Here is a 16,950-nt window from a genome sequence, read left to right on the forward strand (position 1 = left end):
AAGCATATGTCATCAAACAAGAAATACTGGAAAAGTGTTGAAGAGCTGAATGAAACCAGCTCAATTGTTGAGACGCACAGCCAAAAGGAGTTTGTAGAGGAGATCCCTACAGATGAATTTTTAGGTAACAAGGAGACTCTCGAAACATCGACCACTTCAAGAAGGGACTTTTTGAAGTACGTTGGTTTTAGTACCGCAGCGGCTTCTTTGGCTGCCTGTGAAGGTCCGGTAATGAAGTCTATTCCTTACGTGGTGCAGCCCGAAAGGATTGTTCCCGGAGTAGCAAATTACTATGCTACCACTATGGCCGATGGATTTGATTTTTCAAGTGTGCTTGTTAAGACACGTGAAGGTCGTCCTATAAAAATTGAGCAAAACACCATGGGGACTACGGGTGCCAATGCAAGGGTGCATGCATCGGTTCTTTCTCTTTATGATAATAAAAGACTTCAAAGGCCTCTGGCTAACGGTGAAGTTACTTCATGGGAACAGTTTGATCGTGAGGTAAAGGAAAAGCTAAACAATGTTGATGGAGAGATTGTTCTGCTCACGCAAACTTTCGCCAGTCCTTCTACCGCAAAACTTATCAATGAATTTTCTGAAAAATTCGGAAATGTTCGTCACGTTGTTTATGACACTGTTTCTGAAGACCACATGTTGGATGCTTTTGAGAACCGTTACGGAAGAAGGGCTTTGCCATCTTACGAATTCTCAACAGCTGAAGTTATAGTTTCCATTGGAGCCGATTTCCTTGGAGACTGGGCCGGTGGTGGTCATGATGCAGGTTATGCAAAAGGACGTATTCCTGAAAATGGAAAGATGTCACGCCACGTGCAGTTCGAATCGAATTTTTCTCTTACTGGTGCCAATGCCGACAGGAGAATAACCCTTACACTTTCTCAGCAAAAAGCTGCCATCGCAGCTCTTCACGGTTATGTTACCGGAGGTGCTTCGACGAGTAATCTTCCGGCGCATATTGATGATGCTCTTATAAAAGCTGCACGACAACTTCGTGAGGCGGGAAGTAAGGCTGTAGTAGTTACAGGTATTCCCGATGTTGAGGCACAGTCTCTTGCGTTATCCATTAACGAAGCTCTTGGAAGTACTGTGATGAACACTGCAACACCAAGAATGCTGCGCCAGGGAAGTACTGCTGCGGTAAGGCAATTAGTTGCAGATATGCAGGCAGGGCAGGTTGGTGCTATTCTTATTGCAGGAGTTAATCCTGTTTATAGTTTACCATTTGCCGATGAATTTGTGGAAGGATTGGCTAAAGTGGACCTTAAAGTGACGTTCTCCATGAAGAATGATGAGACCGCACTTCTTTCCAACTATGTTGCAGCCACCCCTCATTATCTTGAGAGCTGGGGAGATGTAGAATTTACAACACAGAAATTTGGGTTGATGCAACCTACGATCAGGCCTCTTTTTGATACAAGCCAGTTTCAGGATGTACTTCTAAGATGGACTGATAAAAATATATCTTACGCAGATTACCTGAAGCAAACCTGGGAAGGATCAATGGGATCCAGCTCATGGGTTGATGCGCTTCACGACGGGGTGTTCGAAGGAACTTCTCCTGTAAGTGCGCAGGTTGGAGCCGATCAGGTTACCTCTGCATCCACATCATTTGATGAAAGCGCAGCGGTGAGAAATCTTTCTGCAGCGCAGGGAGAAGGATTAGAGCTGGAGCTTTATACTTCTGTAGCTATGGGAGCCGGAAATCAGGCTAATAACCCATGGTTGCAGGAATTGCCAGATCCTATTACCCGTGCCTCATGGGATAACTATCTTAAAATATCCAGAGCCGATGCTGAAGCCCTGGGTCTTGAAAATGAGCACGTTTCTAACGGGGCTTTAAATGGTAATTATGTAAACCTTAAAGTTGGAGATACTGTTCTTGAAAAAGTTCCCGTATTTATTCAGCCGGGCCAGGCGAGAGGAGTAGTTTCTCTGGCATTGGGTTATGGTAAAAGAGAAGGGATTCAGCGTGAAATGCAGGTAGGTGTAAATGCTTATCCTCTGTATAAAGATTTCCGTGCTCACCAGAATGTTATTATAGAAAAAGCTGCAGGCGTTCATGAATTTGCATGTTTGCAGTTGCATACTACTCTAATGGGTAGGAATGATATTATAAAAGAAACTACCCTGGAGATCTTTAATACAAAAGATGTCCACGTGTGGAATGAAATGCCCCAAGTTTCTCTAAACCACGTAGAGACACCGGTTACTTCACCAGATGTGGATCTTTGGGATGGGTTTGACCGTTCTGTAGGTCATCATTTTAAAATGTCTATTGATCTTAATGCATGTACAGGTTGTGGTGCATGTGTGATCGCATGTCACGCCGAAAACAATGTGCCGGTAGTAGGTAAAGAAGAAGTAAGAAAATATCGTGATATGCACTGGTTGCGTATTGACCGTTACTACTCTTCTGAGGAAACATTTGAGCAGGATGTGGAGAAGAAAGAAAACATGAGTGGTCTTGGCGATTCTCTTTCACAGTTTGGAGAGATGGAAATGGCTTCAGATAATCCTCAGGTTGTATTTCAGCCAATGTTGTGCCAGCACTGTAACCATGCTCCATGTGAGACGGTATGTCCTGTTGCTGCTACTATGCACGGCCGCCAGGGACAAAACCAAATGATCTACAATAGATGTGTTGGTACCCGTTACTGTGCGAACAACTGTCCTTACAAAGTGAGAAGGTTCAACTGGTTCCTTTATAACAAGAACGAGGAGTTTGATTACAACATGAACAATGACCTTGGGCGCATGGTGTTGAACCCCGATGTTACTGTTAGGTCGAGGGGAGTTATGGAGAAATGTTCTTTCTGTATCCAGCGTACTCAAAAGACGATTCTTGATGCCAAACGTGAAGGCAGGGCGATTGAAGATGGAGAGTTCCAGACTGCATGTTCTGCAGCCTGTGACAAAGGAGCTATTGTCTTTGGGGATGTGAATGATGAAGCAAGCAAAATAGCAGCTTTAAGTGAGGATGAGAGGATGTATCACGCCCTGGAATATATTGGTACAAAACCTAACGTAATGTACCAAACTAAAGTCCGCAATACATCTGAAGCATAAATAAAACAGTTAAAGAATTAATTATAAAAAGCATATGTCTCATTACGAAGCACCTATTCGAAAGCCTTTAGTACTCGGCGATAAGACCTATCATGATGTTACGGTAGATGTTGCTGCTCCTGTTGAAGGACGGGCCAACAAATCATGGTGGATAGTTTTCTCTATTGCACTTGTGGCTTTTCTATGGGGATTAGGTTGTATTATCTATACAGTTTCTACAGGAATTGGTACCTGGGGATTAAACAGGACCGTTGGGTGGGCCTGGGATATCACCAACTTTGTTTGGTGGGTAGGTATTGGTCACGCCGGTACACTTATTTCGGCGGTACTTTTACTTTTCCGTCAAAAATGGAGGATGGCCATTAACCGTTCGGCAGAAGCCATGACGATCTTTTCGGTCGTGCAGGCGGGATTGTTCCCAATCATTCACATGGGTCGTCCATGGCTTGCTTATTGGGTACTTCCAATTCCTAATCAGTTTGGTTCCCTTTGGGTAAACTTTAATTCACCACTGCTTTGGGACGTATTTGCGATCTCTACTTATCTGTCAGTTTCTTTGGTATTCTGGTGGACAGGTTTATTACCAGATTTCGCGATGATAAGAGACCGTGCAGTAAAGCCTTTTCAGAAGCACATTTATGGAATCCTGAGTTTCGGGTGGAGTGGACGTGCAAAGGACTGGCAACGATTTGAAGAAGTTTCACTTGTTTTGGCAGGTTTGGCTACGCCTCTTGTACTTTCTGTACACACTATTGTATCCTTTGACTTTGCAACTTCTGTTATTCCGGGATGGCATACAACGATCTTCCCTCCTTATTTTGTGGCTGGAGCGATCTTTTCGGGTTTTGCGATGGTAAACACTCTTCTTATTATCATGAGAAAGGTGTCTAATCTTGAAGACTATATCACTATTCAACATATCGAACTAATGAACATCGTGATCATGATCACCGGTTCTATAGTTGGTGTTGCCTATATTACAGAATTATTTATGGCCTGGTACTCGGGTGTGGAATACGAACAGTATGCTTTCCTTAACAGGGCTACAGGACCTTACTGGTGGGCTTACTGGTCTATGATGACCTGTAATGTGTTCTCACCACAGTTCATGTGGTTCAAGAAACTTCGTACCAGCATCATGTTCTCTTTCTTTATCTCTATTGTTGTAAACGTGGGAATGTGGTTCGAGCGATTCGTAATTATTGTGACTTCATTGCACAGGGATTATCTGCCTTCATCCTGGACAATGTTCTCTCCAACTTTTGTGGATATAGGAATATTTATTGGAACAATTGGATTCTTCTTTGTGTTGTTCCTGCTTTATGCCCGTACCTTCCCTGTTATTGCACAGGCCGAGGTAAAGACAATTCTTAAGGCATCTGGCGACAGATATAAAAAGCTGCGTGCAGAGCATGGAGACCATGCAGATCATACAAATACTATTGTTAGAGAACCGGTTTCAAATGTTGAGGGTGGCTGGATAAAGAGAGGTGATCATACTTCAAAGAAAGAGCATGAGCCAACTACTCATACCGAAAGTATGACAGCGTCTGAATTAGACAGAGATAAGATTGATGAAATGCTGCACAGGATTGGAGTTTTTGATCCTGCGACACAGTCTGCAGATGATCTTCAAAAATTGAATGGTGCAGGTCCTTTAATGGAACAAAAATTACATCAGGTTGGAATCTATACCTATGAGCAGGTAAGCAACCTAACCCCTGAGGATTATACATTACTGGAGAGGGTAATTGAAAACTTCCCTACTGCCGATAATCGCGGTGACTGGAACAACCAGGCAAACCAACTAAAAAGTAAATAAGAATGGCATCTAAAGTTATACACGCTCTTTATACAGATGACGACTTGCTTTTACAGGCTGTAAGGCAAGTTAAGGAGGCCCGCTATAGCATTGGGCAAATCTATACTCCTTTCCCGGTTCACGGGCTGGACAAAGCTATGGGACTAGCGCCAACCAGGCTCGCAATAACCTCATTTATTTATGGGATAATAGGTTTGCTGGTAGCAGTAGCTATGATGAACTTTATTATGATCGAAGACTGGCCAATGGATATTGGGGGTAAGCCGAGTTTTAGCTTTATCCAGAACATGCCTGCTTTCGTTCCTATTATGTTTGAGTTAACAGTATTTTTTGCTGCCCACCTTATGGTTTTTACCTTTTTCATGAGAAGTAAATTATGGCCGTTCAAAAAAGCTGAGAACCCTGACGTTAGAACCACAGATGACCATTTCCTAATGGAAGTAATGGTTGGGAATCATAATACGGAGGAGCTAACCGACTTTTTGTTCAATACCGGTGCTTCTGAAATTAAATTAATAGATAACAAATAAACCCGATGAAAAGTTTATTTAGAAAATCCATATTTTTCATTTTAGCACTTAGTGTGGTTTCCTGTATGGAAAACTCCAAGCCAAATTACCAGTATATGCCAAATATGTACGAGACGGTAAGCTATGAACCTTATGGAGCATACGAAGTTTTTGTTAATGAGCAGGAGGCTAAATTGCCTGTGGAGGGAACTGTTTCCAGAGGATGGAAACCTTACGAGTATGAGAATTCACCCGATGGATATGCCACTGCCAAGACAGAATTACAAAACCCTCTTCCTTATACCGAAGACAATTTAGCTGAAGGTAAAGCACTTTACACAATTTATTGTGCAGTTTGTCACGGAGACAAAGGAGACGGTAAGGGTATTCTGGTGGAGCGTGAAAAGTTCCTTGGAATTCCAAGTTATTCAGACGCGGGAAGAGCGATCACAGAAGGAAGTATTTACCACGTAATGTATTATGGTCTTAACGCAATGGGATCTTATGCTTCGCAAACATCAATTGATGAACGTTGGAAAATAGATCACTATGTAATGTATTTGAAAAGCCAGCTTGAAGGGGCTCCAGAGAGGGAATTTGAAGCAGAGGGAACAGAAACTCAAAATTTAAATGAGAAGGAGGAAAAACTTATGCCGCCCGTGAATGCCGAACAGACCATGGAGGTGAAGCAAAGCGAACCAGAAGGCGAACCAATCGAATAAAACCAAGAATAACAGCACATTAGATATTATACAATATGTACACGCTATCCAGTAAATTAAAATTATTTTCTATCATCCTCATGGTAGTAGGTCTGTTAGGTTTGATCTACGGATTCATTGCCGTGCCTGCAAATATTGAAGAGGTTAAAGAGCTAATAGCACATGATGATCACGGAGAAGTGGTGGAAATGCCTTTACCAGGACAAACCGAGGATGAATTGGAGGATGATGCCCAGGGTTTTGACTTTGTCCCTTCGGAACATGAAGTAAATACCGAGCGTACAGGTGAGGAGGTACACAAAATGGCTGAAGATGCTGAATTAGTGCACCTGGAGCATGTTTTTCATCAATTACAGAATAAACCATGGGCAGCTGTATATGTTGCAGCTTTCTTTTTCTTTATGATTGCACTGGGAGTGCTGGCCTTTTATGCAGTACAGTTTGCTGCGCAGGCAGGATGGTCCCCTGTTCTTTTCAGAGTAATGGAAGGAATTACGGCTTACTTGCTCCCCGGTGGTATTATTATGTTTGTGCTGTTGGCACTTTCTGGTTTCCATTTCAATCACCTGTTTGTCTGGATGGATCCCGAAGTAGTGGCTCATGATGAAATCATTCAAAATAAGCAGTCTTACCTTAATGTGCCGTTTTTCCTTATTAGAGCAGCCATTTATATTGCGGGTTGGGCCTTGTTTAGATATTACCTAACCAGGAACTCGAGACGGCAGGATAACGCAACAGATATTAACTGGTACAAAAAGAACTTCAAGTTGTCTGCAGGATTCCTTGTATTCTTTATCGTGACCGAATCTATGATGTCATGGGACTGGATCATGAGTTTGGATCCGCACTGGTTTAGTACCCTTTTTGGATGGTATGTATTCTCCAGTATGTTTGTTTCTGGTATTACCGTGATTGCTTTAGTAACTATTTATCTTAAATCACGTAATTATTTACCATTTGTAAATGACAGTCATATACATGATCTTGCCAAGTTCATGTTTGGGATTAGTATTTTCTGGACATACCTTTGGTTCTCACAGTTTATGCTTATCTGGTACTCGAACATTCCTGAAGAAGTAACTTATTTTGTATCCCGTATTGAAGATTATGGGCTGGTATTCTTTGGAATGGTTGCACTTAACTTTATCTTTCCGCTTTTATTACTAATGAATAGCGACTTTAAAAGGGTGAACTGGTTTGTGGTAATGACAGGAATAATTATTCTATTGGGTCATTATCTTGATGTGTATGTGATGGTAATGCCGGCAACTGTTGGGGAATCATGGTTTATTGGTATCCCGGAATTGAGTGCCCTGGCATTTTTTGGAGGATTATTTATTTTTATAGTATTCAACTCCCTAACCAAAGCCCCACTACATGCAAAGGGTAATCCTTTCATGAAGGAGAGTGAACATTATCATTATTAAAAGATTTTTTAAAGAGAAATTATAAAATGACAGTATTTTTAATCATAATAGTAGTAGCATTATTTGCGATAACTATTTGGCAGCTTACCAGGATCTACCAATTATCAAGGAGTTCAGATTCCGTTGATTCTTCAGAGATCGCCAATGACAAGGATAACAGGACGCAGGGTAATCTTATGCTTGCCTTTGGAATCGCGTTTTATATTTTCATGCTTTACAACTTCTGGAATTTTGGGGACAGGGCTTTACCTGCAGCTTCTTCAGAACATGGTGCAGAGTATGATAATTTGCTTTTGATCACAATGGCTGTGATCATGTTTGTACAGGTTATTACTCAGGGATTACTTCACTACTTTGCCTTTAAATACAAGGGTAAAAGAGGACAGAAAGCTCTTTTCTTTGCAGATAACGATAAACTTGAATTTGTTTGGACGATTATTCCGGTTATCGTACTTGCAGGATTGATCATTTACGGGTTGTTTACCTGGAGTGATATTATGGATATTGACGAGGAGGAAGACCCTATTGTTATTGAACTTTATGCCAAGCAATTCAGCTGGCAGGCACGTTATGCAGGAAAAGACAATGTGCTTGGAAAGGCTAACGTTCGTTTTATTGAAGGAGCAAATACAATGGGTGTTGACGAAAGTGATCCATATGCCATGGATGATGTCATCACTGCAGAGATCCACCTTCCTGTGAATAGGCCTGTACTTTTCAAAATGAGATCACAGGATGTACTTCACTCTGCCTATTTTCCCCATTTTAGAGCACAAATGAATGTGGTTCCGGGAATGATCACTCAGTTCTCCTTTACACCCACTGTCACCACAGATGCGATAAACGAGACCGAGTATATGAGGGATAAAGTCGCATATATTAATGAAATTAGAAGAGAGAAAAGCGAAGAACTTGCTGCATTGGGTGAAGAGCCTTTGGCAGAATATGAAAACTTCGAATATTACCTGTTATGTAATAAAATTTGTGGGGTAGCGCACTACAACATGCAAATGAAAGTAGTTGTGGAAAGTGAAGGAGAGTTCAACGCCTGGATGGCAGAACAAAATGAGTATTCTGAAACTCTTGAATCTGCAACTGCAGCAAAAGAGGTTAAGAAGAATAGTGGAGAGGAACTAGCACAGGTTGAAAATTAATTAAGCTAAGAATAAAGAAATATGTCAGCAGTAGGACACGTACCGGTTAATGAACACGCTCATGATGATCACCATGATGAGGGTAATTTCTTTACGAAATATATATTCAGCATGGACCATAAGGTTATTGCCAAGCAATACCTTTTTACGGCGCTTTTCATGGGGATCATTGGGATTGCCATGTCTATTTTCTTCCGTATGCAGCTCGCATGGCCGGCAGAATCATTTAAGATCTTCGAAATCTTCCTTGGGAAATGGGCTCCGGGAGGAGTAATGAGCCAGGAAGTTTATTTAGCACTTGTAACAATTCACGGTACCATCATGGTTTTCTTTGTACTTACACAAGGATTGAGTGGTACCTTTAGTAACCTTCTTATTCCGCTTCAAATTGGTGCAAGGGATATGGCTTCAGGATTTATGAACATGCTTTCTTACTGGCTGTTCTTTACCTCCTGTGTGATCATGCTTGGTTCCCTTTTTGTTGAGTCAGGACCTGCTTCTGCCGGTTGGACTATCTATCCTCCGCTTAGTGCATTGCCACAGGCCATTGGTGGATCTGGACTGGGAATGACGCTCTGGCTTGTTTCTATGGCCATTTTCATTGCTTCCTCTTTACTTGGTTCTCTTAACTATATAGTTACAGTGATCAACCTAAGGACCAAAGGAATGTCCATGACACGTTTACCTTTGACAATCTGGGCGCTTTTTGTTACCGCTATTATTGGGGTTGTTTCTTTTCCTGTTCTTTTATCGGCAGCTTTAATGCTAATTATGGATAGAAGCTTCGGAACTTCATTCTTCCTGAGTGATATTTACATTGGAGGAGAAGTACTGCACTATCAGGGAGGTTCTCCAATTCTTTTCGAGCACCTTTTCTGGTTCCTTGGTCACCCGGAAGTATATATTGTAATTCTTCCTGCCATGGGTATCGCTTCAGAGATATTGGCAACCAACGCTAGAAAACCTATTTTTGGATACCGTGCCATGATCGCATCGATCCTTGGTATTGCATTCCTTTCCACGATCGTTTGGGGACACCATATGTTTGTATCTGGTATGAACCCGTTCCTTGGTTCGGTATTTACCTTTACAACCCTCTTGATCGCGATTCCTTCCGCAGTAAAAGCATTTAACTGGATCACGACCATCTGGAAGGGTAACCTGCAAATGAACCCGTCCATGTTGTTCTCCATTGGATTTGTCTCGACTTTCATTACCGGAGGTTTGACAGGTCTTGTTCTTGGGGACAGTACACTGGATATTAACGTACACGATACATACTTCGTTGTTGCTCACTTCCACCTTGTAATGGGTATTTCTGCCCTTTACGGAATGTTCGCAGGAATCTACCACTGGTTCCCTAAGATGTTTGGACGTATGATGAACAAGAACATGGGATATATCCACTTCTGGATAACAATTATAGGTGCTTACGGAGTTTTCTTCCCGATGCACTTTGTTGGAATGGCCGGGCTTCCCCGTAGATATTATGACAACACTGCTTTTCCTTACTTTGACGATCTTTTGGAAGTCAATGTATTGATCACTGTTTTTGCAATAATAACTGCTTTGGTACAATTGTTATTCCTTTACAACTTTATACATTCAATGGTTGCAGGGAAGAAAGCGACTGCAAACCCATGGAATTCCAATTCGCTTGAATGGACTACTCCGGTAGAACCTATTCATGGAAACTGGCCGGGACCAATCCCACACGTATACCGTTGGCCTTATGATTATAGTAAAACGAATGAGAACGGAGAGTATGTGATCGCAGGACAGGATTTTGCACCACAGAACGTTCCGCTACAAAAGGGTGAAGAAGAGTTAAATCATTAATCCTTTTTGAACACAATAGTATAAAGCCTTTTCATCCACATGAAAAGGCTTTTTCTTTTATCTTTGTTTCTTTAATTTCCTTAATATGAACGAAAACCTTGATCCCACCGGGGAAAATTTTTCTTCGGAAGAACTTGACATCGAAAGAGCTTTACGGCCCCTCGAATTTGATGATTTTGCAGGCCAGGATCAGGTATTGGATAATCTAAAGGTTTTTGTTGAGGCTGCTAATCAGCGCGGGGAAGCTCTTGATCATACACTGTTTCACGGTCCTCCGGGACTTGGAAAGACCACTTTGGCCCATATTCTGGCTAATGAACTTGGGGTGGGAATTAAAGTGACCTCAGGGCCTGTCCTGGACAAACCTGGAGATCTTGCGGGTCTGCTTACTAATCTCGACGAAAGGGATGTATTGTTCATTGATGAGATCCACCGCCTAAGTGCCGTAGTAGAAGAATATCTCTATTCGGCCATGGAGGATTATAAGATCGATATTATGATCGAAACAGGGCCCAACGCGAGATCGGTGCAAATTAACCTCAATCCTTTTACCCTCATAGGGGCGACCACCCGTAGCGGATTACTAACCGCACCTATGCGTGCCCGCTTCGGAATTTCCAGCCGACTCGAATATTATACCACCGAACTACTTTCAGATATTGTACAACGAAGTGCGCAGATCCTTAAAGTGCCAATTACCATGGAGGCCGCTATAGAGATCGCCGGCCGCAGCCGCGGGACACCGCGTATTGCAAATGCCCTTTTACGAAGGGTAAGGGATTTTGCACAGATTAAAGGCAATGGGAAAATAGACATTGAGATCGCGAAGTATAGTTTGAAAGCTCTTAATGTTGATGCTCATGGTTTGGATGAGATGGATAATAAGATCCTTACTACGATCATTGATAAATTTAAAGGCGGCCCGGTAGGTATTACCACTCTGGCCACTGCCGTTAGCGAAAGTGCAGAGACCATTGAAGAAGTCTATGAACCTTTCCTTATCCAGCAGGGTTTTATACAAAGAACACCACGGGGGCGCGAAGTTACAGAAGCTGCCTACAAGCATCTTGGGCGCACCAAAGGCGGTATCCAGGGTGGATTATTTTAAATCTGGGACACATTTTTAAGGGAATTTAAATCCTTTAAGGTGTGCCTGAAGAGATTGAGCATCATGAAAGAAATCAAAGGCATACCAACAGTATCAGTTTTTAAATTCTACAGGAATGCCCGTAGGATTTTAAAAAACCCCCTGCCGTTTCACCGCGAGAATTTTACAGAACTTGGGGATACCTGGAGGCTTAAACTGGCCGTTCGTGAAGCTGTGATTTTTTCCCGCAACCCCGATTTTGCAAAATATGTTCTTCAGAAGAATCAGAAGAACTACAGGAAAACCACTATTCAAACCGTAGATATTGCCAAATATCTTGGGCAGGGCCTGCTTACCGCAGAGGGTGAACTTTGGAAAAAACAGCGAAAAATGCTGCAGCCGGCCTTTCACAAGAAGCAGCTGGTAAACCTGTTGGACACTATAAAAACAGCCATCGATACCGAACTTGACAAAATAGAAACAGGAAGGCCATTCGATATTTTCCCCATTTATAATGATCTCGCTTTTCAAACTGTAGTGAAGAGCCTTTTTAGCGGTGCTGCGACCAAAGAAGAAATTGCGAGGTTACAATATATAACAGAAGCCGCTCAAAAAATGGTGGTCCGGGAACTCCGGCAGCCATATCTAAACTGGTGGTTCAGGATGCGGGGAGAAATTCAAAGGCACCTCGATCTTACTCAGGAGGCAAGAGGCATCCTGGCGAGAATTGTGGAAGAGCGACAACAGAGTGGTGTTCGGCATAACGATCTTCTTGATATGATGCTCGACGCCCGCTATGAAGATGGGGAGCCTATGCCGCGCGAGCAGCTTCTTGATGAGATACTCATCCTTTTTACCGCTGGACATGAGACAACTTCAAATGCGCTTACCTTTACTTCCCAATTGCTGGCAAACCACCCCGAATATCAGGATAAGATCTTTCAGGAGGTTCAAAAAGCCGAAAAAGAAAGCTCATCTTTGATGGAATTTCTTCAGGCTCTTCAATTCACCCAACATGTAGTGGAGGAATCAATGCGACTTTACCCGCCGGCTTATTTTATCGACAGGAGGAATATAGAAGAAGATGAATTTGAAGGTATAAAGATACCCAAAGACACCGATGTGCTTTTTTCTGTTTATGAAATTCACAGGCATAAAGATCACTGGGATGACCCCGACAAATTCTTCCCCGAAAGATTTGCCCGGGCTGATGCTTCTGAATTTTCCTCGCATTATTTTCCTTTTGGCGCCGGCCCAAGAAAGTGTATTGGTAATAATTTTGCCATGTATGAAATGATCATGGCTGTTGCCGAAGTGGTTAAAAGATACCGGATTGAAGCTCTGGATCCCGAAATCCAGATCCAACCGCTCATTACTTTAAAGCCAAAAAATGCAATTCTTCGATTTAATTCAAGGTAACTCACTCTCCTTCTGAAATTACTTCTTTGAACAGATCAGGTAAAAGTAAAACCCGCAGAATTTCTTCCGCATTAACCAGAATAATGGTCCTGGTGATTAATAGATAATTAACTGTTCTGGAGTAATATTTGTGCAATAATTGCAATAGTTTTGCCTGTAAGTGTGGATTTAGGATCTAAACATTCAAAGCTTATAAAAACCGAAGCAAAGCGCCTCGGTTTTTTGTCATGCGGAATTTCCAAAGCCGAATTTCTTGAAGAGGAAGCGCCACGACTGGAAGAATACCTGCAAAAACAAAGACATGGAAAAATGTCATTTTTGGAGAATTATTTCGACAAGCGCCTTGATCCCACAAAACTTGTGGAAGGTTCTAAAAGTGTTATTTCCCTGCTCCTTAATTACTATCCTGAGGAAACTCAGCGGGAAGATTCCTATAAGATCAGTAAATACGCCTACGGTACAGATTACCACTTTGTGATCAAGGATAAATTGAAAAGCCTGCTTCAATTCATTCAGCAGGAAATAGGAGAAGTGGAAGGCAGGGCTTTTGTAGATTCTGCGCCTGTGATGGATAAGGCCTGGGCCGCAAAGGCAGGCCTGGGCTGGGTTGGAAAACACACCCTTTTATTGTCAAAGCAGAAAGGCTCCTTCTTTTTTGTAGCCGAATTGATCGTAGATCTTGACCTGGAGTATGACGCGCCGGTTACAGATCATTGTGGGAGCTGCACTGCATGTATTGATGCCTGCCCCACGAATGCAATTGTGGAACCCTATAAGGTTGACGGTAGCAAATGTATTTCCTACTTTACGATTGAGCTAAAAGAGGAATTGCCGCAGGAAATGAAAGGAAAATTTGACGACTGGGCATTTGGTTGTGATATTTGCCAGGATGTATGTCCCTGGAACCGCTTTTCAAAACCTCATAATGAACCCCTGTTCAATCCGCATCCCGAGCTGCTTAGTATGAGCAAAAAAGACTGGGAGGAGATCACCGAAGAAACTTTTAGAAAAGTCTTTAAAAAATCGGCAGTTAAACGCACAAAGTACAGCGGACTTACCAGGAATATCAGATTTTTAAAAGATTAGACTCCCTGCATATTCAGTTTTGACAGGATTTCCCTGCTCATCTTTGGCGGGGCTGTTGAATTTCAAATTCTCTAGGGCTTCTTTAACTATTTGATTCGCCCGTTTTCCCGGAGCAATTGCGATTACGTTTAGGATTTTTCCTTCCTTGTTTACTTCAAAAAAATATTTTATTTCTGTACCCGATTTGATCTTTGCTCTTCCTTTTTGAAGATGCGCTCGCAGTCTTTCGTTTGTTACTTTACGAAAGCATTCTTTGTTATCGGGCATGGAGACACATTCCTGATATTCCGGAGGAAATTTTAATTCTTCAAATTTAATAACTCCCAGCCGCTCTGTTTCCTGCCTGCCCCGGCTCTTTTCGATGTTTTTTTGGAAATCTTCAGAACTCAGAAATTCCTCCATGCTGTTATGATTTACGGTTCTAAAGGTGATTGGCAAAGAATGCAACACAGCTACCTTTTCGCCATTCAGGGTTGCAGGTTCTTTGATCTTAAGCATCTTAATTACCCTTTTTGCCTCTTTCCTATGCTTACTATCCTCTGCGCGCACCTTTACATCCTGCACCTGCCCATCTGCCGAGACTTTGAATTGAACATAAGCCTTCCCTGTGGCATGTAAGGTTTTCCTAATATCAAGATTGGCTTGAATGTGATCGCTTAGCTTATCATTAAAGCAATCTTTAGTATCTTTAGAATCATCGCACTCCCCAATAACAGGTGCGGTATCAACAGCAGGCATAAGGTAAGCGTCCTGTGAAAATGAATTATTACTGAAAAAGAATAGAAATAGGAATAAGTAAAGATATTTCATGAGGTTATTTTTTTTAAATATAAAAGTTTTTAAGCAGTTTCTCCTGATCCTGTGTTTCTTTGGAATTTCCCATCAGCTTTTTGCGCAAACTGAAACCTTTGAACTTAGGATTGATTCGACTTTCGAGAGGCTAATTGCTGTGGCCGATACCGATGGTGACAAAAAGATCACCGTAGAAGATGAGCCAAAAATGCCATTTTTGATACCCCGTACCGCTGGAGATTCAGTGGCAATTGAAGACATTTATTATTTGTCCAATTTGCTACAGGAGCTTGCCATTGCCCGGGCAGATGACAGGGAAACACTTCAGATTTCACTACAGGGGATCAAAGAAGAACCAACTAAGCGAATTTCCCGAAGAATCAAGGAACAATTTTGGGATGATCTCACCAGGACTATTGATCGTAAAGGCCTGCGAAAGATCCTTCGGGACACAAAGGCTTCAGATGGGGTGCAGCGTTTATATGTACCGGCGACAGACACTACAGGAATAAATTACTACAAGGAGCTGCAGCAGGAATTAAGTGGTTTTGAGGTGGTGATACTTCCGCAGGAGATAACTCCGCAGTATGTAAAATCCATAAATGATCAACCCGGACTGCTGGCTTTGAAAATAGAAAATGATCGCGGAGTTCCATTTGTGGTTCCGGGCGGCAGGTTCAATGAAATGTATGGCTGGGATAGCTATTTTGAAGGGGTAGGGTTGCTTGTTGACGGCAGGATAGATCTCGCCAAAGCCATGGTAGATAATTTTATCTACCAGATCAATCACTACGGAAAGATCCTAAATGCCAACCGCTCTTATTATCTAACTCGCACTCAGCCGCCGTTCATGTCCTCTTTTGTTCGGGAGGTTTATGAAGCCATGGAAGAAGAGGATAAGGCCTGGCTGCGGAAAGCATTGGAAGCAGCCATAAAAGAATATGAACAGGTGTGGATGGTAGAGGGGGAACGACTCACTTCCAATGGTCTTAATAGATATTTCGCCCAGGGTATAGGTATTCCACCTGAGACTGAAAAAGGGCATTTCAACGAGGTGCTTCGGGAGTTTGCATCAAAGCATGATTTTGAAGTTTCAGAATTTGTAGAGAAATATCAATCGGGAGCAATAGAAGATTCACAAGTAGATGAATACTTCAGGCATGACAGAACTCTTCGGGAGAGCGGGCATGATACGTCGTGGCGTTTGGAGAACAGGGCAGCAAATTTAAATACTGTGGATCTCAACTCGCTGCTTTACAAATATGAGAAAGATTTTGAATACCTCATTGATGAATATTTTGATGACAGCTTCACAACTTCAGCCGGAAAAACTTATCCAGATGACTACTGGGAAGATAAAGCTGAAAAGCGCAAAGAGCTAATGAACCGTTATTTGTGGAGTGAGGAGAAGGGCAGCTTTTTCGATTATAATTTCAAAACAGAAGAGCAAACCGGATATATTTCAGCTACGAATTTTTACCCTTTGTGGAGCGGACTGGCTTCAGAAGAACAGTCTGAAAGAATGGTTCCTCAGTTAATGCAGGACCTCAAGGCGCAGGGCGGGATCCTTTCCAGCGCAAAGGCTTCCGTAGAAGAAACAGCGACAAACGAAGTGCAAAGGCAGTGGGATTACCCTTATGGTTGGGCCCCGCATCAAATGCTCCTGTGGCAGGGCTTGTTAAACTATGGTTACGAGGAACAGGCGCATGAGCTTATTTACAGGTGGCTTTGGATGATCACTAAAAATGCCGTGGATTACAACGGTACTATTCCGGAAAAATACGATGTTGTGGATGCCACTCATAAAGTCTATGCCGAATACGGGAATGTTGGAACAGAATTCGATTATATCACCACCTCGGGTTTTGGCTGGATGAACGCATCCTATCAACTGGGACTGGAGTTGCTGCCGAAAAAATACCATGAAAAGCTTGACGACCTGGTGCCGCCAGGGAAGTTAAACTTCGAACAATAATGCTGTTTTAGGCATCTCTCTGCCCGCAGGA

At 42.4% G+C, this 16,950-nt stretch carries 12 protein-coding genes; 11 read left to right on the forward strand and 1 reads right to left on the reverse strand.

The features are described from left to right. The first annotated feature begins 6 nt into the window (after nt 1-6). The 10 genes from OU683_RS01405 (at nt 7) to queG (ending at nt 14,152) form a co-directional block, all read left to right on the forward strand. Complete coding sequence (locus tag OU683_RS01405; protein ID WP_268134403.1) at nt 7-3,087, forward strand: TAT-variant-translocated molybdopterin oxidoreductase; 3,081 nt, start codon at nt 7-9, stop codon at nt 3,085-3,087. Nucleotides 3,088-3,121: 34 nt separating this feature from the next. Next, nucleotides 3,122-4,909 carry an NrfD/PsrC family molybdoenzyme membrane anchor subunit gene (gene nrfD / locus OU683_RS01410; protein ID WP_268134405.1) on the forward strand — a complete coding sequence of 596 codons (1,788 nt, stop codon included), beginning with the start codon at nt 3,122-3,124 and terminating at the stop codon, nt 4,907-4,909. 2 nt (nt 4,910-4,911) lie between these two features. Next, nucleotides 4,912-5,439: a DUF3341 domain-containing protein gene (locus tag OU683_RS01415; protein ID WP_268134407.1), complete on the forward strand. Its 528-nt coding sequence runs from the start codon at nt 4,912-4,914 to the stop codon at nt 5,437-5,439. Nucleotides 5,440-5,444: 5 nt separating this feature from the next. Continuing rightward, a complete protein-coding gene (locus tag OU683_RS01420) occupies nt 5,445-6,140 on the forward strand; it encodes a c-type cytochrome (RefSeq protein ID WP_268134409.1) in 696 nt (231 codons plus the stop codon). 35 nt (nt 6,141-6,175) lie between these two features. Then, nucleotides 6,176-7,567 carry a quinol:cytochrome C oxidoreductase gene (locus OU683_RS01425; RefSeq protein ID WP_268134411.1) on the forward strand — a complete coding sequence of 464 codons (1,392 nt, stop codon included), beginning with the start codon at nt 6,176-6,178 and terminating at the stop codon, nt 7,565-7,567. A gap of 26 nt (nt 7,568-7,593) precedes the next feature. After that, on the forward strand, nt 7,594-8,721 hold the full coding sequence (locus tag OU683_RS01430; protein WP_268134413.1) for a cytochrome c oxidase subunit II: 1,128 nt from the start codon (nt 7,594-7,596) through the stop codon (nt 8,719-8,721). 21 nt (nt 8,722-8,742) lie between these two features. Further along, nucleotides 8,743-10,560 (forward strand): cytochrome c oxidase subunit I, encoded by a 1,818-nt coding sequence (locus OU683_RS01435; protein WP_268134415.1) that lies wholly within the window; start codon nt 8,743-8,745, stop codon nt 10,558-10,560. Nucleotides 10,561-10,645: 85 nt separating this feature from the next. Beyond that, entirely contained in the window at nt 10,646-11,668 is a 1,023-nt protein-coding gene (gene ruvB / locus OU683_RS01440; RefSeq protein ID WP_268134417.1) for a Holliday junction branch migration DNA helicase RuvB, read from the forward strand. Nucleotides 11,669-11,731: 63 nt separating this feature from the next. Further along, nucleotides 11,732-13,066 carry a cytochrome P450 gene (locus tag OU683_RS01445; RefSeq protein WP_268134419.1) on the forward strand — a complete coding sequence of 445 codons (1,335 nt, stop codon included), beginning with the start codon at nt 11,732-11,734 and terminating at the stop codon, nt 13,064-13,066. Nucleotides 13,067-13,228: 162 nt separating this feature from the next. Further along, nucleotides 13,229-14,152 carry a tRNA epoxyqueuosine(34) reductase QueG gene (gene queG / locus OU683_RS01450; RefSeq protein ID WP_268134421.1) on the forward strand — a complete coding sequence of 308 codons (924 nt, stop codon included), beginning with the start codon at nt 13,229-13,231 and terminating at the stop codon, nt 14,150-14,152. Here queG and OU683_RS01455 read toward each other — a convergent pair. Next, nucleotides 14,141-14,962: an energy transducer TonB gene (locus tag OU683_RS01455; protein ID WP_268134423.1), complete on the reverse strand. Its 822-nt coding sequence runs from the start codon at nt 14,960-14,962 to the stop codon at nt 14,141-14,143. The two genes, queG and OU683_RS01455, sit on opposite strands and share 12 nt — an antisense overlap. Here OU683_RS01455 and OU683_RS01460 point away from each other — a divergent pair. Then, the gene (locus OU683_RS01460; RefSeq protein ID WP_268134425.1) at nt 14,961-16,919 is read left to right on the forward strand and encodes a trehalase family glycosidase; all 1,959 of its coding nucleotides are present in this window, start codon (nt 14,961-14,963) and stop codon (nt 16,917-16,919) included. The two genes, OU683_RS01455 and OU683_RS01460, sit on opposite strands and share 2 nt — an antisense overlap. The last annotated feature ends 31 nt before the right edge of the window (nt 16,920-16,950 follow it).

The sequence above is a fragment of the Salinimicrobium sp. TH3 genome (assembly GCF_026676115.1).
Taxonomy (GTDB): domain Bacteria; phylum Bacteroidota; class Bacteroidia; order Flavobacteriales; family Flavobacteriaceae; genus Salinimicrobium.

Excerpts from the sequence above, each read along its gene's own strand:
- ruvB (WP_268134417.1), top strand. The coding sequence starts at position 10,646 with ATGAACGAAAACCTTGATCCCACCGGGGAAAATTTTTCTTCGGAAGAA.
- OU683_RS01405 (WP_268134403.1), top strand. The coding sequence starts at position 7 with ATGTCATCAAACAAGAAATACTGGAAAAGTGTTGAAGAGCTGAATGAA.
- OU683_RS01455 (WP_268134423.1), bottom strand. The coding sequence starts at position 14,962 with ATGAAATATCTTTACTTATTCCTATTTCTATTCTTTTTCAGTAATAAT.
- OU683_RS01445 (WP_268134419.1), top strand. The coding sequence starts at position 11,732 with ATGAAAGAAATCAAAGGCATACCAACAGTATCAGTTTTTAAATTCTAC.
- OU683_RS01425 (WP_268134411.1), top strand. The coding sequence starts at position 6,176 with ATGTACACGCTATCCAGTAAATTAAAATTATTTTCTATCATCCTCATG.
- OU683_RS01435 (WP_268134415.1), top strand. The coding sequence starts at position 8,743 with ATGTCAGCAGTAGGACACGTACCGGTTAATGAACACGCTCATGATGAT.
- OU683_RS01430 (WP_268134413.1), top strand. The coding sequence starts at position 7,594 with ATGACAGTATTTTTAATCATAATAGTAGTAGCATTATTTGCGATAACT.
- OU683_RS01420 (WP_268134409.1), top strand. The coding sequence starts at position 5,445 with ATGAAAAGTTTATTTAGAAAATCCATATTTTTCATTTTAGCACTTAGT.
- OU683_RS01460 (WP_268134425.1), top strand. The coding sequence starts at position 14,961 with ATGAGGTTATTTTTTTTAAATATAAAAGTTTTTAAGCAGTTTCTCCTG.
- OU683_RS01415 (WP_268134407.1), top strand. The coding sequence starts at position 4,912 with ATGGCATCTAAAGTTATACACGCTCTTTATACAGATGACGACTTGCTT.
- nrfD (WP_268134405.1), top strand. The coding sequence starts at position 3,122 with ATGTCTCATTACGAAGCACCTATTCGAAAGCCTTTAGTACTCGGCGAT.